This window comes from Hymenobacter ruber, from assembly GCF_054783255.1.
Window position 1 is genome coordinate 1,091,275 of record NZ_BAAGQX010000004.1, and the last position, 24,656, is coordinate 1,115,930.

12 protein-coding genes and 1 tRNA gene are annotated in these 24,656 nt (G+C 64.4%); 5 read left to right on the forward strand and 8 right to left on the reverse strand.

The window, feature by feature from the left end; genetic code table 11:
- Window positions 1-28 precede the first annotated feature (28 nt).
- Together ACYVM5_RS15325 and ACYVM5_RS15330 are read right to left on the reverse strand one after the other, a co-directional pair.
- Window positions 29-4,030 carry a T9SS type A sorting domain-containing protein gene (locus ACYVM5_RS15325; protein WP_460618989.1) on the reverse strand — a complete coding sequence of 1,334 codons (4,002 nt, stop codon included), beginning with the start codon at window positions 4,028-4,030 and terminating at the stop codon, window positions 29-31.
- Window positions 4,031-4,428: 398 nt separating this feature from the next.
- A tRNA-Asp gene (locus ACYVM5_RS15330) sits at window positions 4,429-4,504 on the reverse strand.
- 246 nt (window positions 4,505-4,750) lie between these two features.
- On the opposite strand from ACYVM5_RS15330, the gene dinB reads away from it, so the two are divergent.
- A complete protein-coding gene (dinB, locus tag ACYVM5_RS15335; protein WP_460618990.1) occupies window positions 4,751-5,791 on the forward strand; it encodes a DNA polymerase IV in 1,041 nt (346 codons plus the stop codon).
- Between the two features lie 161 nt (window positions 5,792-5,952).
- Window positions 5,953-8,085 carry a carboxy terminal-processing peptidase gene (locus tag ACYVM5_RS15340; RefSeq protein ID WP_460618991.1) on the forward strand — a complete coding sequence of 711 codons (2,133 nt, stop codon included), beginning with the start codon at window positions 5,953-5,955 and terminating at the stop codon, window positions 8,083-8,085.
- A 76-nt stretch (window positions 8,086-8,161) separates the two neighbouring features.
- On the opposite strand, the gene ACYVM5_RS15345 is transcribed toward ACYVM5_RS15340, so the two are convergent.
- Window positions 8,162-8,410 carry a hypothetical protein gene (locus ACYVM5_RS15345; RefSeq protein ID WP_460618992.1) on the reverse strand — a complete coding sequence of 83 codons (249 nt, stop codon included), beginning with the start codon at window positions 8,408-8,410 and terminating at the stop codon, window positions 8,162-8,164.
- Between the two features lie 20 nt (window positions 8,411-8,430).
- Between ACYVM5_RS15345 and ACYVM5_RS15350 the strand changes: the two genes are divergently transcribed.
- Together ACYVM5_RS15350 and ACYVM5_RS15355 are read left to right on the forward strand one after the other, a co-directional pair.
- Entirely contained in the window at window positions 8,431-10,662 is a 2,232-nt protein-coding gene (locus ACYVM5_RS15350) for a PAS domain-containing protein (protein WP_460618993.1), read from the forward strand.
- Window positions 10,663-10,706: 44 nt separating this feature from the next.
- On the forward strand, window positions 10,707-11,360 hold the full coding sequence (locus ACYVM5_RS15355; protein ID WP_460618994.1) for an HAD family hydrolase: 654 nt from the start codon (window positions 10,707-10,709) through the stop codon (window positions 11,358-11,360).
- A 74-nt stretch (window positions 11,361-11,434) separates the two neighbouring features.
- Here ACYVM5_RS15355 and ACYVM5_RS15360 read toward each other — a convergent pair whose 3' ends face one another.
- From ACYVM5_RS15360 to ACYVM5_RS15375, 4 genes are all read right to left on the reverse strand, one after another.
- Entirely contained in the window at window positions 11,435-13,351 is a 1,917-nt protein-coding gene (locus ACYVM5_RS15360) for a CocE/NonD family hydrolase (RefSeq protein ID WP_460618995.1), read from the reverse strand.
- A 67-nt stretch (window positions 13,352-13,418) separates the two neighbouring features.
- Complete coding sequence (locus tag ACYVM5_RS15365) at window positions 13,419-16,730, reverse strand: AsmA family protein (RefSeq protein WP_460618996.1); 3,312 nt, start codon at window positions 16,728-16,730, stop codon at window positions 13,419-13,421.
- A 108-nt stretch (window positions 16,731-16,838) separates the two neighbouring features.
- Window positions 16,839-17,549 (reverse strand): hypothetical protein, encoded by a 711-nt coding sequence (locus tag ACYVM5_RS15370; protein ID WP_460618997.1) that lies wholly within the window; start codon window positions 17,547-17,549, stop codon window positions 16,839-16,841.
- A gap of 209 nt (window positions 17,550-17,758) precedes the next feature.
- Window positions 17,759-19,207, reverse strand: coding sequence for a HAMP domain-containing sensor histidine kinase (locus tag ACYVM5_RS15375; RefSeq protein WP_460618998.1), 1,449 nt, complete (start codon window positions 19,205-19,207; stop codon window positions 17,759-17,761).
- A gap of 294 nt (window positions 19,208-19,501) precedes the next feature.
- Between ACYVM5_RS15375 and ACYVM5_RS15380 the strand changes: the two genes are divergently transcribed.
- Window positions 19,502-23,038 (forward strand): PAS domain S-box protein, encoded by a 3,537-nt coding sequence (locus ACYVM5_RS15380; protein ID WP_460618999.1) that lies wholly within the window; start codon window positions 19,502-19,504, stop codon window positions 23,036-23,038.
- Window positions 23,039-23,224: 186 nt separating this feature from the next.
- Here ACYVM5_RS15380 and ACYVM5_RS15385 read toward each other — a convergent pair whose 3' ends face one another.
- A complete protein-coding gene (locus tag ACYVM5_RS15385; protein ID WP_460619000.1) occupies window positions 23,225-24,586 on the reverse strand; it encodes a sigma-54-dependent transcriptional regulator in 1,362 nt (453 codons plus the stop codon).
- Window positions 24,587-24,656: the final 70 nt, after the last annotated feature.

Genomic DNA, 24,656 nt, shown 5'->3' on the forward strand with positions numbered 1-24,656 from the left:
GTCAGACCAGGCCAGACGGCTCTTTCCGCTATTGTTTCACGATTTTCAAATGCTGCGCCTGGCCGGGCAGCGCAACGTGCAGCAGGTACACGCCAGCGGGCAGCACGCCCAGCTGAGTCAGTTCGAGGCGGGTGGTGCCGGCGGCCAGCTTCACTGCCTCCGAGTATACCACGCGGCCCATCGCATCGGTGATGGTGAGGTGTGCGAAGCCTTTCAGGGCGGGCCCGTTCACGGTCACCGTCAGGGCCGTAGCGAAGGGGCTGGGGTAGGCGGCCAGGGTGGCCGTGGGGGCAGCTTCGCCAAAGCTCACCACCTGCACCGGCGAGAAAGATTCCGTGCCGTCGAGGTCGAGTTGGCGCAGGCGGTAGTAACGCAGGCCGGCTTTGCCAGCTTCGGTGTCGAGGTACTGGTAAAACTGCGGAGCCGAGCTGTTGGACAAGCCTGATTTTACGAAAGCCAGCTTGCGGAATTCCCGGCCATCGCCCGAAACCTGCACTTCGTACCCGGCGCTGTTTTTCTCGGTGGCCGTCACCCAGTCCAGCTCGGCGTTGGCGTCGCGGCGGAAGGCGGTAAAGCTGGTCAGTGTCACGGGCAGCGGGGCGGCCTGGTCGCTGGTGGTCAGCAGGCCGAGGCGGGTGAGCTGGGCGGCGGTGGTGACGGTACGGGCCGCCTGGTCGACCGTGGCGGTGGCGAAGGTGGCGTAGCCGCTGTTGCTGGCCGTGCGCTGGCTGATGCGCTGCGCCGCCTCGCTGGCAATGGTGCCCAGCAGGGCGGGGTCGTAGCTGAGCGTGGGCTGGTAGGTGTAGCCATTGCCGTCGGCATTCACGTCGGTGAAGGTGAAGTAGGCATTGGCAAACCGGGCGCTGGCCACGTAGGGTGCGGGCGGGTTGGTGCCCGAGTAGTAGCGGGCCACCACGCTGGTGGGCACCGTGCCGGTGCTGCCATACGTGAGACTGGCCAGCACGCGGCCGCCCAGCGAAAACACCTGCGTGCCGCCCAGCGCCGGGGCCGCCGAAGCCGTAAGGGCCGGCGGGGTGGCGGTCGGCGTGAAATCATCGGAGCCAATGTCGGTGCCGCCTGCCGCCACAGTGGTAGCCCGGGCGGCGGTGCCGCTGCCAAAATCGGCCGTCTGGCCGGCCACCTGCACGCCGGTGCCGTTGGCGTACCAAGCTTCGGGGTTGGCGGGGTTGATGTCGAGGTTTCCGGTGGCGAGGTCCGTGAACAGGCTGGCGGCGGCCACATCGGCGCTGGTGGCACTCAGGCTGCTGGCGTCGCCGCCCGAGCCGGCGGGTTGGGCCGCCTTCCAGTTGGCAAAGCTCAAAGCCGTGCCGCCCCAGTTGCCCACGGCAGTGGCGCTGGGCGAAATCAGCAGGTTATAATCCGACGTTGTGGCGCTCCAGCCCGTGGTGCTGGCCGTGCCGATGGCGTAGGCCGTGGCACCGCTGGCGGCCGTGCGGCCGTTATGCAGCAGGTTGTTGCGCAGCTGCACAGTGGCCGGCGTAGTGGTGGCGCTGCGCCAGAAACCGTAGCTGCTGGCGGCTGCCGTGCCGGCCGGAGCCAGGTACACCGAGTTGTAATAGTAGCCGTTGCTACCGGTGGTCGACAAATCCTGAATCCCGAAGGAAAGCTGCGTGGCCGCGCCCGCCGCCAGGCTAATCTGGTTGTTGGCAAACGTGCCGGAATAGGTGCCAATCACGGCCAGCCCGCGCACCTGGTCGGCATTTGCGCTGGTGCCGGCGCTGCTGCCGTACACGTTCCACACCCGATTACGCTCCACCACCGAGCCCGCCGCCGACGCCCCGCACTGCAGGCCCGTAATGGTGTAAACCGCCCCGCCCGTGGGCGCGGCCGTGGCCGTGGTGCCCACGTTGCTGATGCGGTTGCCGCTGATGGTCACTGCGCCCATCACACCCGAAGTTGCGCCCACATAAATGCCGGCCGTGTTGGTGCTGGCGCCGCTGGTACCGTTCAGCACGGTGCTCACGGCGTTGCCGCTTACGATGGCCACCGCGCCGGTGCCGCCCACGTACATGCCCCGCACGTTGGCATTGGCCGGGCCCGTGGCCTGTACCGTGGTTATCGTGTTGTTGCTAATGCTGTTCGAGCCGTTGGCCGAAATGCCGTACACCGTCTGGCCCGTGGAAGTGCCCGCGTAGGTGACGTTGGTGATGGTGTTGCCGGTCACGTCCGAGCCAGTTGCGGCCGTGTTCTGAATGCCGTAGAGGTTGCCCGATGCGCCGCTCTGGCTCAGGCTACTCAGCGTGTTGGTGCTGATAACCACTACGCCGCTGCCCGTCGAGTTGATACCCGCCAGCTGCGCGGCCGCCGTCAGGCTGCTGCTCAAGCCGCTAATCTGGTTGCCGCTGATGGCACCGCTCCCGCTGCCGCTGGAATATATGCCGAACACCGCCGCGCCGCCGGTGGCCGCCGTCAGGCCGCTGATGGTGTTGTTGGCCACCGCTACCGCGCCGCCGCCGTTCAGCCACACGCCCGCCAGCGCAATGTTGACGCCCGTGCCGCCGGTGGCATACGTCGAGCCACTGGCAAGGGTGCTCATCGTGTTGCCGCTGATGGTGGCCGCGCCGCTGCCGCTCACGTACACGCCTGCCACGGGCGTGGCGTTGGCAGTGTTCACTGTGTTGCTGGTCACAGTATTGGTCGTCGTCCCGTTGAAATTGCTGAACGTGTTGCCGCTGATGGTGCTGGCCGAGCTGCTGCTCATGTTCACGCCCGCCAGCGTGCCGCTCAGGCCGGTCGCGTTGGTAACGGTTGTGGTGATGCCAGCTACGGTGTTGTTCTGCACCGTGGCTCCCACCGCATTGCCCAGGTCGAAGCCGTAGAACGTGCCAGCGTGTGTGATGCCCTGGCCCGCGCCGGTGCCCCCAATGGTATTGGCCTGCAGCGTCACAATGTTGGCCGTGCCGTTGCGGGCGTGCACCCCGTACATGGTGCCCGTCGAAGCCGAGGCGAAGTTGCGTATCACGTTACCCTGCACGCTGGTGGCGGCGGCCCCGGCCGTGGCACTCAAATCCAGGTAAATCGGATACACGAAGCCCGCCACGGCCCCGATGGTGAAGGCCGTGCCCCCGGCGCCCGCCTGCGAGCCACCGATGGCGTTGTTGCTCACCGTGTGGCCGGTGCCGCCCACCAGCACCACGCCATAGAACGCCGCGCTTAGCGTGCCGCTGGCGTAGTACAGCTGGTTGTTGCTCACGGTGTGGGTGCTGCCGCTGCCCAGGCGCAGAAAGCGCAGGTCTACACTTCGGCTCACGGTTTCGTACACGGTGTTGCCCTCGGCGGCCGTTGCGCCGCCTACCGTCCAGTTGTCGCCGCTGTTGGTGTTCACGTTCAGGCCCGCGGCCGTGAAGTTGTAGATGGTGCAACCCCGCACAGTGTTGTCGCTGTTGGTGGCTCCCGTCGAGCCCACCGAGTAGATGCCGTTGGCCGGCAGCACGGTGGTGCTGTTGTTCGCCGGCCGCACATCGCAGCTGGCCAGGGTGTTGAAGTCGTTGCCGGTGGTGCCGGTGGAGGTGCTGAAAAGCACCGTGCCGCTGCTGGTGCTGGTGTTGGCGCTTTCGATGACCAGGTTGCGCAGCGTGTTGTAGGTGGCGTCGTTGCGCAGCAGCACGGCCGGCCCGGCCGCCGTGTTGCGCAGCGTGAGGGTGCGGGCGCTGGTGCTGCCGTCGTACCCGCTGATGGTGAAATAATCCGTGCCGTTCAGGTCAATCAGCGCCGTGGTGTTGCTGCCCGAAATCACTGGGCTCACCCCGGCGGCGGGCACCAAGCTCACGCCCTGGCCCGTGCTGAGCGCGACAGCGGGCACCACCAGCGACGTAGTACCCAGCGGGTAAGCGGCATCGAGCAGGGTAAAGGTCACGCTGCTGTTGGCGGCCACGCCGCCCATGCCCAGGGCCGTCATGGCAGCGGGCAGGTCGGGGTAGGTGCGGGCCGGGTTGGGCGAGGTGCTGCTGCCCACGTAGTAAGTGCCGCTGAGCGTCTGGGCACCGGCCCCAGCGGCACTCAGCAACAATGCTGAAAGTAAGCTGAAACGACGGCCGGACTTTTTCCGACTGCATAGCAAAGAGTCGAGTTTTTGCATAAGGGGAATTCTCGTTAGGGAATAAGGTTCAGGAGGTAAAAAGAGCGGTTGGCTAGCCCGTTGGCAGCGCCGCCACCAAACGATTGCAGTCGCGCGCTGCAAACGTTTGGGGTATTACACCGAACCAGCCAAGTACCCTTACTAGCCTCCACAATAATTTTGGTAAAATCCCTTTCGGTCCGCGCCGCTGCCAACAATTTATCCGGTAATCAAGGGCTATGCTTGTCCCATCGGGCGGCCCGTTTCTACGCCCCCCACACCTTTCCTCGGCTCCATCCGAAACCCCCGAACGCAAAAAATCCCGGCCGCTGCTGCGACCGGGACTGTTGCTGTAGAGAGAGGACTCGAACCTCTAATTTTACTAGCGAGATAGGCTAGCGCGTCTGCCAATTCCGCCACCCCACAAGGTTTGATAATTCAAAGTTACGCAAAATAATTGTCAATAGGAATTCATTTCTTTAGATTATTTTATTCTTTATTTTAAATAAACTGATATAAGGCGGTTTGAGGAATTGAATTTTCAGGGTCTAAAACCCGCTTTGAGTGCTGAAAAACCCGATTCAACCCGTCGTCGCTTGCCTTTTATCTTTGTCTTAATAAAAAATAATAATAGTGACCAGCAGCTCCATTCGCAAAATCATCCATTTGGACATGGATGCATTTTATGCTTCGGTGGAGCAGCGCGACCACCCCGAGCTGCGTGGCCGGCCCGTGGCGGTGGGCGGCGCCCGCGAGCGCGGCGTGGTGGCGGCGGCCAGCTACGAGGCCCGGCAATTTGGGGTGCGCTCGGCCATGCCAAGTGCCACGGCGCTGCGCAAATGCCCGGAGCTGGTGTTTGTGCCGCCGCGCTTTGCGGTGTACAAGGAAGTGTCGCGCCAGATTCGGACCATCTTCGCCAAATACACGCCGCTTATTGAGCCGGTATCGCTCGACGAGGCCTACCTCGACGTGACGCATAACCTCAAGCAACTGGACTCGGCCACCCAGATTGCGCGGGAAATCCGGGCCCGGATTCTGGCCGAAACCGGGCTCACGGCCTCGGCGGGCATTTCGTACAATAAGTTTCTGGCCAAGCTGGCTTCGGACTACCGCAAGCCCAACGGGCAGTTTGTGGTGCGGCCCGCGCAGGGGCTGGCCTTTGTGGAAGGGCTGGCCGTGGGCCAATTTCACGGCGTGGGGCCGGTGACGGCGGCGCGCATGAACGAGCTGGGCATCTTCACCGGGGCCGATTTGCGGGCGCAGTCGGTGGAGTTTCTGCACCAGCACTTTGGCAAGGTGGGGCGCTATTACTACGCCATTGCGCGCGGCGAGGACGAGCGGCCCGTGGTGGCCGACCGTCTGCGCAAGTCCATGGGCTCGGAAACCACTTTCGCGCAGGATTTGCGGGAGTTTTCGGACCTCATCGAAGCCCTGCAGCCGCTGCTGGAAGACGTGTGGGAGTACTGCCAGCGCAGCGGCATCCGGGGGCGCACGGTGACGCTGAAGGTGAAATTCGGCGACTTCCAGCAGATTACGCGCAGCCGCAGCGGCGTGGGGCTGGTGCCGGGGCCGGAGGTGCTGGCCCGTATTTGCCGGGAGTTGGTGGAGGGGCTGTTTCCGCTGGAAAAGGGCGTGCGGCTGCTGGGCGTCACGCTTTCCAACCTGGACAATGAGCAGGCCACGGCCGGCCGGCAGCTCACGCTGAGCTTCTGAGGCGGCCGCTCCGCAACCTTTGGCGGTTCTTTTTCGACTTTGGGAGCAATTAGTGGTGCGATTCTGGTTAAGGAAGCATCATCTTTACCCTTTCAGTCCGTCACGACGTAAGGGCCGGCCCCGGCCGCTGCCAATTTCCTTTCTTCACTAGACCTCTCCGCATGCAATTCCCCCGCTTTAAACTGGGATTATATTCCACCTCCGTGCTGGCCCTGCTGGGGCTGGCTTCCTACTCCGTGTACCAGGGCACGCCGCCGCGCGACCAAGTGGTGCTTGGCGTGATGATGCAGGGGCTGAATCAGCTCCACTACCAGCCTGAGAAGATTGACGACCAGTTTTCGCAGCGCGTGTACGACCTGTACCTCAAGCGCATTGATGTGAACAAGCAGCTGCTGCTGGCCCCGGAAGTGGCCCAGCTCAGCCAGTTCAAAACCCAGATTGACGACCAGATGCGTGGCGGTACCCACGAGTTTCTGGACGTGACGAGCCAGCTGCTGGCCAAGCGCATGCCCGAGATTCAGTCCCTTTACCGCCAGATTCTGGCGAAACCCTTTGATTTCTCGGTGCAGGAAAGCTGGGAAACCGACCCTGCTAAGGCCACTTATGCCGCCAACGCCGCCGAGCAGCGCGAGCAGTGGCGCAAGATGCTGAAGTACCAGACGTTGGCCCGCCTCTCGGAAATGATGGACGACGAGGCCAAGAAAAAGGACAAGCCCCTGGCCGCCACCAAAGTCGGGGCTTCGCCGGCCAATACGACTGAAAAAACCCGCACTCCCGCCGAGATGGAGGCCGAAGCCCGCAAGCGCGTGCTGAAGTACTACGACGAGATTTTTACCGACCAGCTACAGATTGATTCCAATGACCGCCTGGCCGCCTTTGCCGAGGCCATTGCCAACAGCTACGACCCGCACACGGACTACCTGGCCCCCATTGCCCGCGAAAACTTCGACATTCAGATGTCGGGCCGGCTGGAGGGCACGGGTGCCCAACTGCAGGAAGACGAGGGCAAGCTGAAGGTGGTCGACATCGTGCCAGGCTCGGCCTCGTCGCGGCAGGGCGAATTGAAAGTGGGCGACATCATCCTGCGCGTGGGCCAGGGCGCGGCCGAGCCCGTGAGCGTGGAAGGCATGCGCCAGGACAAGGCCGTGAAGCTCATTCGCGGGCCCAAGGGCACGGAAGTGCGCCTCACGGTGCGCAAGCCCGACGGCTCGACGCAGACGATTCCCATCATCCGCGACGTGGTGGTGATTGAGGACACGTATGCGCAGTCGGCCCTCATCAAGCAGGGCGGGCGCACGTATGGCTACCTCAACCTGCCCGGTTTCTACGCTGATTTCAGCGGCAAGGGCGGGCGCAGCAGCGCGGCCGACGTGAAGGCCGAGCTGGCCAAACTGAGCAAGGAAAACGTGGCCGGCGTGGTGCTCGACCTGCGCTACAACGGCGGCGGCTCGTTGCGTGACGCCGTGGACATGGGCGGCCTGTTTGTGCCCACCGGCCCCATGGTGCAGGTGAAAACCAGCCGCGGCCCGGCCCAGCCCGTGGCCGATACCGACCCCACCGTACAATACAGCGGCCCGCTGGTGGTGCTCGTGAATAAGTACAGCGCCTCGGCCTCGGAGATTCTGGCCGCCGCCATGCAGGACTACCACCGCGCCATCATCATGGGCAGCACCACCTACGGCAAGGGCACCGTGCAGCAGGTATTCGACCTGGACAACGCCGTGAACGCGCAGGCCAACGCCCTCAAGCCGCTGGGCTCGCTCAAGCTCACCATCCAGAAATTCTACCGCGTGAGCGGGGGCTCGACCCAGTTCAAAGGCGTAACGCCCGACATTACGGTGCCCGATGCCCTGGCCTCCTACGCCAAAGGCGAGCAGGAATCGGAATACCCGCTGCCCTGGGATGAGATTGCGCCCGCCACCTTCCAGCCCGCCAACACGCTGCCCGCCCTGGCCCCGCTCAAGGCCGCCAGCGCCGCCCGCGTGGCTGCCAGCCCGGGCTTCAAGCTCATCACCGAGGCGGCCCAGCGCGCCACCGAGCGCCAGAAGCAAACCGTGCTGTCATTGAACCTGGCCACCTACCGCACCCAGCAGGTAGAGGCCCGCGCCATCAACAAGCAGCAAACTGCCGCCCAGAACGCCCTGGCCGTGCTCGACGTGGCCGCCCTGCCCGCCGATGCCCGCCCGGCCTCCGACTCCACGGCCGCCAAGCGCCTGGCCCGCTTCCTTAAGCCCCTGCGCAAAGACCCCGCCCTGGCCGAGGCAGTGGCCGTGATTGGCGACGAGCTGAAGTAAGCCGGAAGGTTGACTCTATGAAAGAGCCCCCGCTGCAACTCTGCAGCGGGGGCTCTTTCATAACGGTTATGACCGACTAGGAGTTAACGTCGCTGAACGTGCCGGTGATGGTTTTGCTGCCCGAAGTGGCCGTTGCGCCGCTCGGGTTGAACTTCGCCTGCTTCGCGCCCTGCAGCAACTTACCAAAACGGATTTTAGACAGGTTTTGGTGGTGGAAAGGCGGCGCGGCAGCATTTATAGTGGTGCCGGAGTGGCGGATTTGGTTTCCAAATAGATAGCCAGTCCCGATGTTTGCATCGTGGAAGAAGCGCTGCAATGGTGCCATGTCCTTCCCGTATGTAATTAATGCCTGATTCCGTTGCTGTTCCGCCGGCACTGCCCGCCGAAGTTCTTGCCCAGTTTCCGGCCGATGACCTGCTGGCGGGCATATTTGCTACGTCCATCACGGCGCTGGTGCTGCTGAAACCGGTGCTCGCGGCCGATGGCACGGTGACCGATTTCACCTTCGAGCTCCTCAGCGAGGCCGCGCAGCGCATGCTGCACCTGCCCGCCCGGCCCACCGTCACCCACATGCAGCTGGTGCCCGGCACGGCGGGGCCCGGCGGCATTTTCGAGTTTTTCCGGGATACGCTGGCCTCGGGCCTGCCCGCCCATCGCAACTTCAACTACCAGCTCGACGGCTTCGATGCCTACTATCGCCTGGCCGTTCGCCGCGTGGGCCCCGGCCTGCTGGTGAGCTTCTCCGACACGTCCGACGAGGAGCGCACCCCCGTGGAGCAGGCCCTGCGCGAAAGCCAGGCCCGCGAGCAGGCCGCCCTGGCCCTGGCTGAGCTCGAGCGCACCCGCCTCCAGGAGCTGCTGGCGCAGGCCCCCGTGGCCATCGGCCTGTTTGAGGGCCCGGAGCTGCGCATCACCGTGGCCAACGAGCGCATTGCCGCCCTCTGGGGCCGGCCCCTGGCCGAGGTGCTGGGGCAGCCCCTGCTCGAAGCCGTGCCCGAGCTGCGCGGGCAGGGATTTGATGAGCTGATGGCGCAGGTGAGCCGCACCCTGGTGCCCGTGAGCGGTACCGAAGCGCCGGCCGCCATGCTGCGCGATGGCCAGCTGCAAACCACCTACTACAACTTCGTGTACCAACCCCTCTTCGATGCGCAAGGCACCTTGCGCGGCGTGCTCGATGTGGCCGTGGAGGTGACGGAGCAGGTGCGGGCCCGCCGCCTCATCGAGGAAAAAGAGCAGCAAGCCAACCAGCTCAACGAAGAGCTGGCCACTACCAACGAGGAGCTACACGCCGCCAACGAAGAAATCCTGGCCAACAACGACGAGCTGCACCGCACCCAGCAGGCCCTGCGCGAGCTCAACCAGGAGCTGGAAGCCCGCGTGGCCGACCGCACCCACGCCCTGAACCAGGCGCTGGTGGAAACCGAGCGGCAGCGCGAGCACCTGCGCCAGCAGCAGCACCGCCTGACGCAGGTGCTGAGCGAAGTGCCAGCCTCGGTGGCCACCCTGGAAGGGCCGGAGCACCGCTTCAGCTTCTTCAACACCAACTACCAGGCCCTGGTGGGGGGGCGGGCCCGCCTGGGTGCCACGGTGGCCGAAGCCCTGCCCGAAATGGTGCCGCAGGGCTTTATCGAATTGCTGAACGAGGTATTTGCCACCGGGCGGCCCTACGTGGGGGTCGAATCGTCGGTGATGATTTACGATGCCCGCACGGGCCAGTCCGCCCAGCGGTTCATCGATTTCGTGTACCAGCCCCTTACCAATGAAGCCGGCCAGCCGCACGGCATCCTCGCCTTCGTGGTCGATTCCACCGACAAGGTGCTCAGCCGCCAGCTGGTGGCCGAGGCCAACGACGGCCTCACCATCGCCAACACCGCGCTGGATACCACCAACCGGCAGCTCACCCGCACCAACGCCGACCTTGATATGTTTGTGTACGCCGCCAGCCACGACCTGCGCCAACCCATCAATAACCTGGTGGGCCTGTTTGGGGAGCTGGAGCGGTCCGTCACCTTCGCCGACCCCGCCGAGGGCGAGTTGCTGCTGCCCATGCTGCACCAGGCCCTGCACCAGCTCAGCACCACCGTCGACGACCTGGCACTGGTGGGCCAGACGCAGCAAAACACGGGCCTGCCCACCGAGCCCGTTTCGCTGCCCGACCTGACCCAGGAAGTGCTGCAGTCCCTGCAACCCCAGGTGCAGGCCGCCCGCGCCCGCGTCACCGTCGATTTTGCGGCGGCCCCCACGGTGGTGTATTCGCGGGCCAACCTGCGCACCATTCTGGTCAACCTGCTCGGCAATTCGCTCAAGTACGCCGACCCCACCCGGCCCTGCCGCGTCCACGTTTCGGTGTGGAAGGATGCCGGCCGCCCCGTGCTGCTGGTGGAGGACAATGGCCTGGGCTTTAACACGCACCGCCACCAGGACGAGCTGTTTCAGCTCTTCCGCCGCTTCCACACCCACACCGAAGGCACCGGCGTGGGGCTTTACCTCATCAACCGCATCGTGCAGGGCAACGGCGGCCGCATTGAGGTAGAGAGCGAAGTGGGGGAGGGCACGTCGTTTCGGGTGTATTTGTAGGGATGCGCTGCCGTTGGGTCGGCTGATGCCGCATCTTTGCACCCATGAAAGCCTTTATTTTCGACCTCAACGGCACCATGGTGCACGACATGGAGTACCACACCCGCGCCTGGCAGCAGCTCTTCAACGAGGACCTGGGCGGCAGCTTTAGCTGGGACGAAGTGAAGCCCCAGATGTACGGCAAAAACCGCGAAGTGCTGGTGCGCCTCTTCGGCCCCGACCGCTTCACGGGCGAGGAAATGGACCGCGTTTCGCTCGAAAAGGAGCGGCGCTACCAGCGCGAATTTCTGCCGCACCTGGCCCTGCTGCCGGGCCTGATGGAGCTGCTGGAACGGGCCCACCAGCGGGGCATTCCCATGGCCATCGGCTCGGCCGCCATCCCGTTCAACATTGATTTCGTGCTCGATAACCTCCACATCCGGCACTACTTCCAGGCCATCGTGAGCGCCGACGACGTGACCGTGAGCAAGCCCAACCCCGAAGTATTCCTGCGCTGCGCCGAACTACTGGGCGTGCCGCCCACCGATTGCCTCGTGTTCGAGGACGTGCCCAAAGGGGCCGAGGCCGCCCAAAATGCCGGCATGAAAGCTGTGGTGCTCACCACCACCCACCTCGAAGCCGAGTTCGCGCACCTGCCCAACGTGCTGCACTTCGCCCCGGATTACACGGATGCCTTCATGCGCGGGCTGGTGGCGTAGCTGTAGCGTGGACGCTGCGAGTCCGCGCCGGACTGATTCGACCAAAACGCGGACTCGCAGCGTCCACGCTACAGCTATGGCAGCACTGCCACCCGCACCGCCGACGGATGCCCGGCATCGTGGTACAGCCGGATGGTGGCCTTCTGAAAATCCTTCGCCGCGGCCGTGGCAATGGGCACGAAAGTCTGCGGGTTGCGGTCCACGAGCGGGAACCAGGTGCTTTGGACTTGCACCATCAGCCGATGGCCTTTGGCGAAGGTGTGGAGCACGTCGGGTAGCTCATATTTTACTTCGGTGGGCTGGTTGGGCACAAAGGCTTCGGGTTTGGAGAAGCTGTTGCGGAAGCGGCCGCGCATCACCTCGGCGCGCACGAGGCGCTGGGTGCCGTCAGGCTGCTCGTCGATGACTTTCACGATGAAGTCGGCATCGGTGCCAGAGGTGCTCACCCACAGGTCGGCATTGAGCGGGCCGGCCAGGGTGAGGTCGTCGGGCAGGGCTTCGGTGTGGAAGGTGAGCACGTCGGGGCGCTTGGCGGCGAAGCGCTGGTCCTCAATCATGTATTCGTTGTTGCGCTCGCCGTGGATGCCGTCGGTGTAGGGCACCGGGTTGGCCGGGTCGCTGAGGTACTGCGTGAAGAGTTTAGGCGGTTTTATTTTATTTTGATTAACGAGAAGGCTACCCGCATGGCCGGAGAGAGGTGCTCCTAATTGTTTTTCGGACGGGATAAAAAATAATTCACCTTCTGACTTAAAGAATAGCGTCCGCTCCGTAGTAGAAGGCGGCCAAGCCGGGTAGGTTTTCCACTCATTGGTGCCAGTGTTGAATACGGTGGCTTCGGCTGGGTTGAAGGTGCCTTTATCTTTCAGGTAGAAGTTGAAAAACGGTGTTTCCAGCGTCTCGCGGTAGGTTTGCGCGGTGTTCGTGCCGAAGCTGAGCGGGCCGAATTTGCTCCACTCCGGGCGCGCCCAGGCGCCGTGGGTCCAGGGGCCCATCACGAGGCGGTTGGTGGCGCCGGGGTTCTGCTTTTCGATGGCCTTGTAGGTGTTCAGCGCGCCGTACAGGTCTTCGGCATCAAACCAGCCGCCTACCACCAGCACGGCCGGTTTCACGCCCGTGAGGGCGGTGCGAATGTTGCGGCTTTGCCAGTAGGCATCGTAGGTTTCGTGCTGCTGGTATTCGTTCCAGATGCGGGCGCGGTTGTTGAAATACTTCGGCCCGTTGGCGTTTTTGATGGGGCCGAGGTCGAGGAAAAATTTGTAGGCATCCTTCGTCTCAAACTTGAACAGCGGCTCATAATTCGCCACTGGCTGGGGGCGCGGCACGTCGAAATAGTTGGTGAATTCAAAATTATCAAGCAGGAAAAATGCGCCCTTGTGCCGGGCGTCATCGCCGATAAACTCGTCCGTAACCGGCGCCTGGGGCGACACGGCTTTCAGGGCCGGGTGGGCGTTGGGCAGCGCCGCCGAGGCGTAGAAACCGGGGTAGCTGATGCCCATCATGCCCACGCGGCCGTTGTTGTTGGGCACGTTTTTCAATAGCCACTCAATGGTGTCGTAGGTGTCGGTGCTTTCATCGTGGGCTGCGGATTTAGTACCGCCGGACTTCGCGCCCGCCGGCAGGGCCGGCGTCATTTCCTCAAACTGGCCCTCGCTCATGTACCGCCCGCGCACATCCTGATACACAAAAATGTACTTCTCCTGCGACAGCTCCCGGCTGGGGCCGGGGCCGCGCAACCGGTATTTGCTTTCCCCATACGGCCCGGCCGAGTAGGGCGTGCGCGTCATCAGAAACGGGTAGGGCGAGGCCGTGGAGGCATCTTTTGGCACGTAGATGGTCGTGTAGAGCTTCACGCCGTCGCGCATGGTAACCTGGCGGTCGAGCTTGGTGTAGTTCGCCTTGACAAAGGCCGAATCCTGGGCGCGGGGCGAGGTTTGGGCCTGGGCGGCAGGCGAGGCAGCAAGCAAAAGAACGGCGAGGAGCAGGCGAGGCATAGCGGGAAGAAGCACGGGAGTTGAGCGCAGGACAAATAACGTCATACCAGCGCACAACGAACTGATGTTAGCGCAGCATCCGCACCGTGGTGTCGAGGCGCTGGGTGCGGAGGAAGCCGCGGTACTGTTCCTGCAGGCGCGTCATGGCATCGCGGTGCTCGTCGCGCTGAAACAGACGGACCTTGTATTTCTCACCGGGGGCCGTGCGGCGCAGGTTTACGTAGGTGAGCTTCCCGGAGGTGGATTTGCTCACCGTTTCGCCGTTCTGGATGCGCTCCACGCGCTTGTCGTTGTTGCCGAACAAGGCTTGCAGGGGCTTGAGGCCGATGAACAGATTGGTGGCCCCATCCAGCCCGTAATGCCCGCTCACTTCGAGGTTGCTCAAATTGCTGTTCAGGTGCAGGCCGGGAATGATAATCTGGCCCTGCGCCAGCACAAATTCGGCCCGCACGGGCTCGAAATATAGGTGGCCGGTGCGCTCAGATTTCATGAATTTCAAGGCCTCCATCAGGGCTTCCACGTTGATGAGCTCCAGGTCGCGCACATCGGTTTTGAGGTAGCCGGCGGTTTGGGCCAGGCCGGGCAGGAAGGTGGGGCCGAGGTCGGTGCGGATATCGGCCACGCCGCGCAGGCTGCCCTTTATGTTATCGCCACCCAACACGCTCAGGCCCATGCCCGTGGCGGTGGCAAACAGGGCCGGCAGCTCAATGTCTTCGAGGCGCACTTGCAGCTGCGTAGGGTGATGGGCGCGGTTGGCGGTGCTGCGCATGTAGCCGCTCAGGCTGAGGTGCCCCTGCAAGCCATCGAACGAGCAGTTATCGAGCCGGGCCTCGCCATCGAGCAGGTGCGACACCAGCCGGAACCGGCCGCCGCGTAGCGTGCCATAATGCACATTATCAGCCTCCACGCGCAGCACGGCACTCAGTACCCCGTTGGAAAACAGGGACTGATTGCCGGGCAATAGCCGCCGTTGGGCGCGGCGCTCGGCGCGGCGTTCGGCGCGGGCCAGGGTGCGGGCGGTGGGCACCGAATCGGGGTGGGCGGTGAGGCTGGCGATGAGGCCCAGCAGGCGCTGCACGTCGAGGTTGCCGTAGCGCAGGGTCAGGTCGGCATCGGCTGCGGTGAGGTGCAGGCCCTCTACCTGGGCCGTGCCCGAGGCTTCGCCGCGCCCGCCTTCCGGCGTGAGAAAGCGCAGGTAGGGCATGCGCAGGGTGGGGCCGCTTTTTTCGAGCTGCAAGCTCACGCGGCGCATGGTTTCGTCCTCGGGCAGGTCTACACGGTCGATGTTGAGGGTGAGCTGGCCATTGGCCGACAGCAGCAGGTCGTGCAGCGCTGGGCTGGCGCCGCTGGCCTTGCGCCGCCGGCTGCGAACGACCTTCACCGCCTCGGGGGCGGGGCGGTTGAGACGCGCCAGAAACTGCTGGTAGTTGATAACCGCAAAGTGCACGCCAACACGGTATTGCACGGGAGCCACACGGTTTTCGGGGTCGGTGGGCCACTGCACTTCGCCGCGCACGTCGCCGCCCCACACGCGGCCGGCCAGGTGCTCAAGCTGCACCCGCTGCCCGTCGTGGCGAATAGTCACGGCCAGGTTGCTGAGCGTATCGGTGGCCAGCAGCAGGCGTTGGCAGCGCAGGCTCACATCGAGCAGCAGGCCCGGCGGAATGAGGGCGCTGCCCAGGGTGGCGGCCAGCTGGGCCTTGTCGCGGGGCGTGCGAGTGCGGTTGGGTTTGGGCAGGCTGGTGGGCGCGAAGCCCTCGCCGCCGGTGCGGGGCACGGGCTGCATGAGAGTCCGCAGCTGGGGCACCCGCAGCTCATCTACCGCAAACTGGCCGCTGATGCTGGCTGTGGCCAGCTGCCCATTGAGGTAGCCCAGCAAATCAACCGTAGTAGCCGAGGCTTTAAATCGCATTTTATTAAGCACGCCGGAGGCATTGGCCAGGTGCCAGAGGCTGTCGCGCAGGCCCACCTGCACGTCCAGGCCCGAGATGTCGGCCCCGCGGGCCGGCAGCACCAGCGAGGCTTGGTGCAGCGTGACTGTACCGCGCAACGACATCGGCCGCTGGGTCATTTTGGGCGCGGGGCGGTCGGCGCGGGGCGGAAGCAGGCCGCGCAGGTGCACGTCGAGGTCGGCGGTGCCGCCCCGGGCCTGCCAGCGGTTGGAGGCAATGAGCGCGCCGAGTTCAGTGAGTTCGGTGCGGCCCCGGAAATGGCCGTTGAGGAAGGGGCGGCGGAAATTGCGCAGCGTGAGGGCCACGTCGAGCTGGCCGGCGGCCGAATATACCCGGCAGCGGCGCAGCGTGAGCACCGTGGAGCGGATATTATGCTGGGGGCCATTGTCATACGTGCCCACCAAATCCCACCGGCGGATGTGGCGGGCGGGCTCGGGCCATTGCAGGCTGGCCCCGCGCAGCCCGAAGGTGAGCACGTTGCGCGGCGTCACCTTCGGCCCGCTCAGGCCCGTGATGGTGTAGTGAATGTGGGCTTTGCTGGGGCTGGTGGTGCCGGCCAGGTAGGGCTCCAGGCGGGGCGGGAGGGCGGCGTGCAGCACGTCCACGAGGGGCTGATTGCCCACGAAGCGCAGCGCCATCATGGTGCCGGCGGGCTGGTCGGCGGCCACTGTATGGGTGCCACTCACCCGAATGGTGTCGCCGTTGAGGGTGGCGCGGGTACGGTAAATCAGGCCCTGGCGGTTTTCGAAGGTGTATTTGTAGTTCACCCAAGCCGTCACCGGCTCGCGCTCGAACAAGGTGCCGGCGCGGGTGCGCAGGTAGCTCAATTCGCCATCCAGGGTGCCGGCCACGCGCAGCACGCCGCCCCGCAGCCGCCCCTGCAGCCGCGCCTGCCGCACCTGCACCCCAAAAGCCCCGCGCGAGTAGCCGTTGTGCGAGCTAAACCGGAAGTTGTTCACCACCAGCTCGTCCAGCTTCAGGTTGATTTTGGGGACGTTGCCGGTGCCCTTGCGGCGTTTGCCGCGCAGGCCCCAGGCGCGGCCCAGCGAATCGACCCGCTCCTGAAAATCCACATCATCTATCTCAATCCGGGCCACTTCAACCCGGCCGCGCAGCAAACTCAGCAGCTCCACCCGCAAATCGACCCGCCCAATGCTGAGCACCGGTACCGATTTCTGAAACGAAGTATCGGTGAGGGCCAGGTGCTGGATGGAGGCCGTGAGGTGCGGAAAGTCGCGCCAGGGCGACATTTCGACCCGAAATGGGGCCAGCACCAGCTCCGAATTCTGCGTCAGGCCCTTGCGCACTTTTTGAGCCACCAGGCGGCGGCCGTACTCACTGCCCAGCATCCAAACGGCTACTCCCGCACCCAGCACGGCCAGCAGCAGCACCAGTGCCAATACTCGTCGCAGGGTAAAGAATCTCATAGAATGCCGGGTGCGTGGCGGGGCCGCCGCGAGCTAAGGTGCCAAAGTAGGCCAGCATACGCGAAAGTTGCTTCCGCGTATGCTGGTCCGGCCCGAAAAGTGCGACGCTTATTCTTCGGCGGGCACCGCGGCGTCGGCGTGGGTGGGGGCCTCGTAGGTGTCGGCGTATTTGAAATCTTCCAGCCAGTAGGCCGAGCTCACCACGTCGAAGGTGATGGCGTTTTCGGTTTTTTCCTTCGTGGTCAGCTGCCAGAGCATGGATTTGGCCTCCTCAAATTTGTCGCCTTCCACCTGCGACGAGAACAGTCGGTTAATCAGTGCATTATCGGGCAGGCCGGGCGCGAGCAGGCGCACCAGTGGCGCGGCCGGCTCATCAGCGAACACGGCCAAATCGGCGGGGTTTTCGGCGGTCACTTTCACCTGAAACTCCACAGCTTTGGTGGCCGGGAAGGTGCCGTTGTAGGCATCGTGCAGCAATTGGGTGGCCTGGTAGAAGCCCTTGTGCAGCGGCAGCTCGGGGTTTTCTTCCCAGAGCTTTTCGGTAAGCATCTGGTGGGCAAGGTTTTCAACCTGCCCGGCCGTCAGCTCTTCGGGGTACAAGTAGCCCAGCACCACTTCGGCCGCCTCGCGCGGCTCCAAATCGGTGAAAGACATCAGGCACATTTCCTTCAGCTCGGCTTCGCTGATGGCGTCCGGGTTGTCGTAGTTCATCTTTATCAGAAAGGCTTTGTAGTCAGCGTTTTGCCAGGTATTAGGCAGTTCCGTGAGGGTGGCAAAGGTGAGGCGCTCAACGGTGAATTTCGGGGCGGGGGTTGACATGGAATTTCAGTAAAAAAGGCAGCATGAAGCCGCCGGTACGGTTGGGTTTACGCACGGTGGCGGCAAACAACCGGAATTATCCTCGTCTGTCATCCTGAGCGCAGCGAAGGACCTTATCACCGCAGAACGGGTTGCCGTAACCCTGAATCGAAGCAAGTGTGATAAGGTCCTTCGCTGCGCTCAGGATGACAGTCACCGCCCTTGTGCCCCTACGCCACTGGCAGCGTAAACAAAAACCGGCTGCCCGCTGCCGGCTGGCTTTCCACCCACAGCTGCCCGCCCTGCGCTCCGATAAATTCGCGTGAGATGCTGAGCCCCAGTCCCGAGCTGCCGTGACCGCCCTGGCCCGGCACGCCCGCAAAGCGCTGAAAAATACGTTTGTGGAACTCGGCCGGAATGCCAGGGCCGCGGTCTTCCACGCTCACGCGCACCATTTCGCCCCACTGCATGGCCCGGATGATGAGCGGGGCTTCCGCGGGCGAATACCGAATGGCATTGGACAGCAGGTTGATGAGCACCCAGGTGGTTTTTTCCACGTCGCCGTGCACTTCAGGCAGGGCTTCGGGTAGCTGCAAGTCGAGCTGAATCTGCTTGTCGTGCAGCTGCGGGTGCACCGTCTGGGTGGCGTAGCGGATAACATCGGCCAGGTGCATGGGCTGCACGTTGAGCTTGATGCCCGCGCCCGCGTCGAGGCGCGAGACTTCGATGAGCTGGCCCACCATGTTGAGCAGGCGCTGGGTTTCCTCGCCGATGCCAGTGGCCAGGGTCTGGCGCTCGGCGTCGGTGGTGCGGGCGTTCTGCAACAGCATCAGACTGAGCTTAATACTGGCGAGCGGCGTCTTCAGCTCGTGCGAGATGGTGGCCAGGAAAGTCGACTTCACCTCATCCAGCTTTTTGAAATCGGACACGTTGCGCAGGCAGAAAATATGGCCGCCCGCCACGGTTTCGCCCCCCGGCCCGGCCGCCATCTCAATGGGGCTGATGCTGAGCTGGTAGTGCGGCGCATCGCCCTTGTGCGGGAAGGTGAACACAGGGTCGGGCACGGCGTCGCCGGCCAGGTTGGCTTCGGCCAGGGGCACCAGCAGGTCGCGCATCAGCTCGTTGGTGGCGGCCACGGCGGCGGCGGGCTGGCCCAGCAGCTGGGGTTGGGGCAGGCCCAGCAGGTCGCAGGCCACGGGGTTGGCCAGCACGATGGTGCCGTGCTCATCGAGCAGCAGCAGGCCCTCATCGAGGCTGCGCACGAGGCTTTCCATGCGGTTGCGCTCGGTAAACAGCTCGGCCAGGGTGGCGCGGCGCTCGTCCTGGGCCTGGCTCAGCACGAGGTTCACGGCGGCGGCCACGGTGCCCACTTCGTCGCGCTTGCCCACGGCCACGCGGGTGGCAGGGCCGGGGCCGGCCACCCGCTCCATGTCGGCGGTGAGGCGGTGCAGCGGGCGCACCACAATGCGCGGCAGCCGCACCATCATGGTGACGCCCACGGCCGTGCCGGCCGCCAAAAACGTCAGCACGGCAAAGCGCGCGGTGTTGAAATCGGCCTGCTCGATGCCGTGCGCTCCGTTTTCGAGGTAGCGGATGGTGAGGAAGGCGTAGCCGCCCAGCCCCAGCAGGAGCACCAGCAGTAGGAAAACGCTGAGGCGGATTTTGAGTTTGAGGGACATTGCAGCGCAAATGAAGCTGTTTAGTAATTCAAAGAGGCTGTCATCCTGAGCGCAGCGAAAGACCTTGTCACGGCCGGGTAACTTATAAATTCAGCCAAAAATAAGCTGGCGTGATAAGGTCCTTCGCTGTGCTCAGGCTGGCAAACGACTAAAAAACGAATTAACGCGGCCCCGGCCGGGCCGGAATAGGGCGGGTGCACTTGTTTGCCAAGCGGGCGGCCGTATCTTGGGCTGCCACCCCCGGGCCGCTTACCGCTGCCAGCCCGGGCCTTCCGCTACCTTTCCCCGCCGGCTATGCCTGCTGCACCCCAATCCGATGCCGACTGTGCCGCGCTAGTGGCCGCCGAGCGTGCCCGCCGCGAGCAGGCCGAAGCGGCCCTCGCCGTGGCCCAGGCCCAGGCCGCTACCCTCGAAGGGCAATTGGCCGCTGCCGCGGTTGGTGCCCAGCGCTATCACACGCAACTCACGGCCCTGGTGCAGCACCTGCAGGCGGGCCTGGTGCTGGTTGACCACGCGGGCCAGATTCAGTTTGTTAATCAGCAGTTTTGGGACCTGTTTGGCCTGCCGCCGGTAGCCGGGCCGCTGGATGGTGAGCCGCCAATTCCGCATTCGGCGGTTTACATCGATAACCGATTTGCCGACCCGGCCGCCTTTACGGCACGGGCCTGGGCCCTGAACGCGGCGGGGCAAACTGCTCTGCATGAGGTATTCCTGCTGGCCGATGGACGGGTGGTTGAGCTCGACTACCTGGTGCTCGATACCGTGGGCGCCGGCCGCCTGATTTGCTACCGCGACGTGACCGAGCACCACCAGCGCGACGCCGAGATTCGGACGCTCTCCTTCATTCCGCAGCAAAATCCGAACCCCATCCTGCGCCTGACCGCCGCCGGCGAAGTGATTTATGCCAACCCGGCCGCCCAGCCCCTGTTGCAAGCCCTGGCCGCCAACGCGCAAGGCCACTTGCCGCAACGCCTGCACGCGCTGGTGCAGGCGGCCTTGTGCGTGCCTGAGCACCAGCAGCAGGAACTGTCGGTGGATGGCCAGCACTACCTGTGCACAGCCGTGGCCGTACCCGGGGAAACTTACGTCACGCTGTACCTCACCAACATCACGGCGCGGCAGCTGGCCGAGCAGCAGCTGGCCGAGCAGCGCACCTTCTACGAAAGCATTCTGGACCAGGTGCCCACGGCCGTGGCCGTGTTCGATACCCTGCACCGCTACCTGTTTGTGAACCCGGTGGTGGAACCCGACCCCGCCGTCCGCGCCTGGATGCTGGGCCAGACCAGCGAGGCCGCCAGCGCGCAGCGGGGCCGCCCGGCCGCCATCATCGAGCAGCGCACGGCCGCGTTTGCCAAAGCCCTGCACACCTGGGCCGAGGTGACCTGGGAGGAAACCTACCCCGGCCCGCAGCATTTACTGCGGAGCTACCGGCCCGTGCAGGGGCACGACGGCACGCCGCTGGTCATCGCCTCGGGCACCGACATCACGGCCAGCAAGCAGGCCGAGCAGGAAATAGCCCGGCAGCAGGAATTCTACGAGTCCATTCTGAACCTGCTGCCCGTGGATGTGGCCGTGTTCGATGCCGAGCACCGCTTTCTGTTTGTCAACCCGTCGTCGATATCGGACCCGGAAGTGCGCCGGCAAATCATCGGCCTCACCAACGACGAGTATTTTGCGCTGCGCCAGCAGCAGCATCCCACCGGCGTGGTGCAGCAGCGCAACCAGTATTTCGACCTGGCCGTGCGGACCGGCAAAGACGTAATTTGGGAGGAGATGCGCACCGGCCGCACCCAGCGCCCCCAGCTGATGCTGCGCCACCTGCGGCCCGTGTTCGGGGCCGATGGAGCCCTGCGCCTGGTGGTGGGCTCGGGCATCGACATCACGGCCCGCTACCAGGCCGAAAAGCTGCAACAAGAGGTGCAAACCATGCTGCAGGAACAGCAGGACTTCATCCGGCAGATTGTGGATACGCTGCCCAACGTGATTTACCTGGTGAACGCCGAGGGCGGGGTTTCGTTTTCGAACAAAGCCTACAACCAGGCGGTGCTGCAGGCCCGGCATCAGCAGCCCGATGTGGATGACCCGGTGGTGCTGAAGGAGCGGGACCAGGTGCGCGGCCTCAACCAGCGGGTGCAGGCCACGCAGCAGGCCCTGACCGTGGACCTGCCCTTCACCCAGACTTCGGGCGAAATCCTGTATTTCCAGGTGCACAAGCGGCCCATGCTCCGGGCCGATGGCCGGGTCGATATTCTCACCATCAGCACCGACGTAACGGCCGTGCGGCAGGCGGGCCACGAGCTGGAACGCCGCGAAAAACAGTACCACGACCTGGTGTACTACTCGCAGGCCCTGATTTGTACCCACGACCTCGACGGTAAAATTCTCAGCGTGAACCCGGCCATTGAGCGGCTGATGGGCGTGCCGGCGGCGCAGCTGGTGGGCCACGACCTGCGCGAGGTGCTGCCGGCCGAGCACCGCGCCACCCTGCAGGCCTATCTGGATGGCGACGAAGCCAGCCTGCCGCAGCCCCGCGTGATAAGCATCCGAACCCGGGCCGGCGAGCGGCGCTACCTCAACTACTACACCTATAAGGTGACGCAGGAAGGCTACCCGCCCTACGTGGTGGCCTCCGGCTACGACGTGACGCCCGGCGTGCTGGCCCAGCGCGCCCTGCAACAGGCCAAGCAGGAAGCCGAGGAGAATGCCCGCGCCAAAGAAGCCTTCCTGGCCCGCATGAGCCACGAAATCCGCACGCCCCTCAACGGCATTCTGGGCATGGCGGCCCTGCTGCGCAAAACCAGCCTGACTGCGCCGCAGCTCGACTACCTGGGCACCATGCAGGAAGCCGGCCAGCACCTGCTGGCCCTGGTGAACGATGTGCTGGACATGGCCAAAATCACTACCCGCCACCTGGAGCTCAACCACGGCCCTTTCGACGTGGCCGTGACCATGCAGGGGGCCGGCCAGATGGTGGCCACCCTGGCCGCGCAAAAAGGGTTGGTGCTCCAGATTGAGCCGCCCGCCCTGCCCCGCGTGGTGGGCGATGCCTACCGCCTGCACCAGGTGCTGCTCAACCTGCTCTCGAACGCCATCAAATTCACCGAGCAGGGCCACATCCGGCTGGGGGCCGAGGTACGGCGCGACACCCCGCAGGAGCTCGTGCTGCGCTTCTGGGTGGAGGATACCGGCATCGGCATCGACCCCGCCGAACAGGGTCACATCTTCGACGCCTTCAGCCAGGCCAGTGCCGAAACCAGCCTGCGCTTTGGCGGCACGGGGCTGGGCCTGGCCATCAGCCAGCAGCTGGTGGAGCAGATGGGCGGCACCCTGCGCCTGAGCAGCGCGCCCGGCGCGGGCACCACGTTCTCGTTCCAATTGGCGCTGCCCCGCGCCCCGGAGCTGGCCGTGCTGCTGGCCCCCGCGCCCCCCGATGCCTCCTACGAAGCCCTGCGCGGCCTGCGCGTGCTGCTGGCCGAAGACAACCTGGTGAACCAGCGCATTGCCATCGTGGTGCTCGAATACTGGGGCGTGCAGGTGCACGCCGTGGCCAATGGCGTTGAGGCCCTGGCCCAGCTGCAAACCCAGCCCTTCGATGTGGCCCTGCTCGACATCCGCATGCCGGGCCTGAGCGGGGTCGAAGTCACCCAGGCCATCCGCCGCCACCCCGACCCGGCCCTTGCGAATTTGCCCATCATCGCCCTCACCGCCAACGCCTTTGCCGCCGACCGCGCCGCCTACCTGGCCGCCGGCATGAATGCCTGCCTCACCAAGCCCTACGAGGAAACCGCCCTCTGCCAGCTGCTATTGGATTTGACAAGTAGAGACGCATAATTGCGTCTCGTTGTTGAACAAAGCCCGAACGATGTAGAGACGCAACATTTTGCGTCTCGTTGTTGAACAAAGCCCGAACGATGTAGAGACGCAACATTTTGCGTCTTGTCGTTGAACGATGACGTCCGAATGATTTGAACGACTCGGTTCCGGTCGTTCAACGACGAGACGCAAAATGTTGCGTCTCTACGCCAGGCCGTACTCTTCCAGCTTGCGGTACAGCGTCGTCAGCCCGATGCCCAACCGTTTGGCCACATCCGGCTTATTCCCATCCAGCTCGCCCATCAACTTCCCAATGTGCCGTGCCTCCAAAGCCCGCAGGCTTTCGTCGGCCGCGTCAGCGCCGGGTTTCACGGGCCGGCCCAGCGCGTGGAATTCATCGGGTAAATAATCAGCCGACAATAACTCCCCATTCGGAGCAAGGATGGCCGCCCGTTCGAGTACGTTTTTCAGCTCACGCACATTGCCGGGCCAGGGGTAGCGTTGCAGCATAGCCAACGCTTCTGGCGAGAGGCCGGGGAGGCGCTTGCTGAGGCGGGCGGCGAAGTGCTGGAGGAAGTAGTTGGCTAGCGGCGGCACGTCGGTGGGCCGGTCTTTGAGGCTGGGGACGAGGATGGTGAAGACCGAGAGGCGGTAGTATAAATCGGGGCGGAAGCGGCCTTCGGCGGCTTCCTGCTTGAGGTTGCGGTTGGTGGCGGCCACCAGGCGGATGTTGACCTTGGTGGGCTTGGTGTCGCCGAGCTTGGTGAAGCTTTGGCTTTCGAGCACGCGCAGGAACTTGGCCTGCACGTTGAGCTCCAGCTCGCCGATTTCGTCCAGAAACAGGGTGCCGCCGTTGGCTTCTTCCAGCAAGCCCTTTTTGTCGGCCAGCGCGCCGGTGAAGGCGCCTTTCTTGTAGCCAAACAGCTCGGATTCGAGCAAATCTTTGGGGAAGGCGCTGCAATTGACGGCTACGAAGGCCTTGCCCTGCCGCCCGCTGGCCTGGTGGATGGCCTGGGCAAAAAGCTCCTTGCCGCTGCCGGTGGGGCCTTCGAGCAGCACGGTGCTGTCGGTGGGCGCTACCTGGCGGGCCAGCTGCTGCACGCGCCGCAGCTCGGGCGAGTCGCCAATCATGGACTCGAAGCGGTACTGCTGGCCCACGCGGCGCTCCAGTTCCGTGACGCGCTGGCGGAGGCGGGCTTTTTCGGCGGCGCGGTCGACGACGACCACCAGCTGCTGCTCAAAATCGCCCTTGGTGAGGTAGTCGAACGCGCCGAGCTTCATGGCCTTCACGCCGTCGGGGATGGTGCCGAAGGCGGTGAGCAGCACCACTTCGGCATCGGGGGCGGCGGCTTTGAAGCGGGGCAGCAGGTCGACGCCGTTGGCATCGGGCAGCTTCACGTCGGAGAGCACGAGCAGGATGTCGGCGGCGTGTTGCTGGAGCAGCTCCAGGCCGCGGTTGGCGTCGGGGGCTTGCAGCACGGTGTAGCCTTCCAGCTCCAGCACCTGGGCCAGCAGCTGGCGCAAGCGCGCTTCGTCGTCGATGATGAGCAGGGTACCGGTGGGCATGGGGTGTGGGGCGGTTGGCAGAGTGAGTTGTTTGTTATATGTTACGCTTCACAGCATTGAATGAATCTCT

Bases quoted from the DNA above. Each gene is read 5' to 3' on its own strand.
- dinB (WP_460618990.1), top strand. From the start codon at position 4,751: ATGGATGCATTTTATGCTTCGGTGGAGCAGCGCGACCACCCCGAGCTG.
- ACYVM5_RS15340 (WP_460618991.1), top strand. From the start codon at position 5,953: ATGCAATTCCCCCGCTTTAAACTGGGATTATATTCCACCTCCGTGCTG.
- ACYVM5_RS15345 (WP_460618992.1), bottom strand. From the start codon at position 8,410: ATGGCACCATTGCAGCGCTTCTTCCACGATGCAAACATCGGGACTGGC.
- ACYVM5_RS15350 (WP_460618993.1), top strand. From the start codon at position 8,431: ATGCCTGATTCCGTTGCTGTTCCGCCGGCACTGCCCGCCGAAGTTCTT.
- ACYVM5_RS15355 (WP_460618994.1), top strand. From the start codon at position 10,707: ATGAAAGCCTTTATTTTCGACCTCAACGGCACCATGGTGCACGACATG.
- ACYVM5_RS15360 (WP_460618995.1), bottom strand. From the start codon at position 13,351: ATGCCTCGCCTGCTCCTCGCCGTTCTTTTGCTTGCTGCCTCGCCTGCC.
- ACYVM5_RS15365 (WP_460618996.1), bottom strand. From the start codon at position 16,730: ATGAGATTCTTTACCCTGCGACGAGTATTGGCACTGGTGCTGCTGCTG.
- ACYVM5_RS15370 (WP_460618997.1), bottom strand. From the start codon at position 17,549: ATGTCAACCCCCGCCCCGAAATTCACCGTTGAGCGCCTCACCTTTGCC.
- ACYVM5_RS15375 (WP_460618998.1), bottom strand. From the start codon at position 19,207: ATGTCCCTCAAACTCAAAATCCGCCTCAGCGTTTTCCTACTGCTGGTG.
- ACYVM5_RS15380 (WP_460618999.1), top strand. From the start codon at position 19,502: ATGCCTGCTGCACCCCAATCCGATGCCGACTGTGCCGCGCTAGTGGCC.
- ACYVM5_RS15385 (WP_460619000.1), bottom strand. From the start codon at position 24,586: ATGCCCACCGGTACCCTGCTCATCATCGACGACGAAGCGCGCTTGCGC.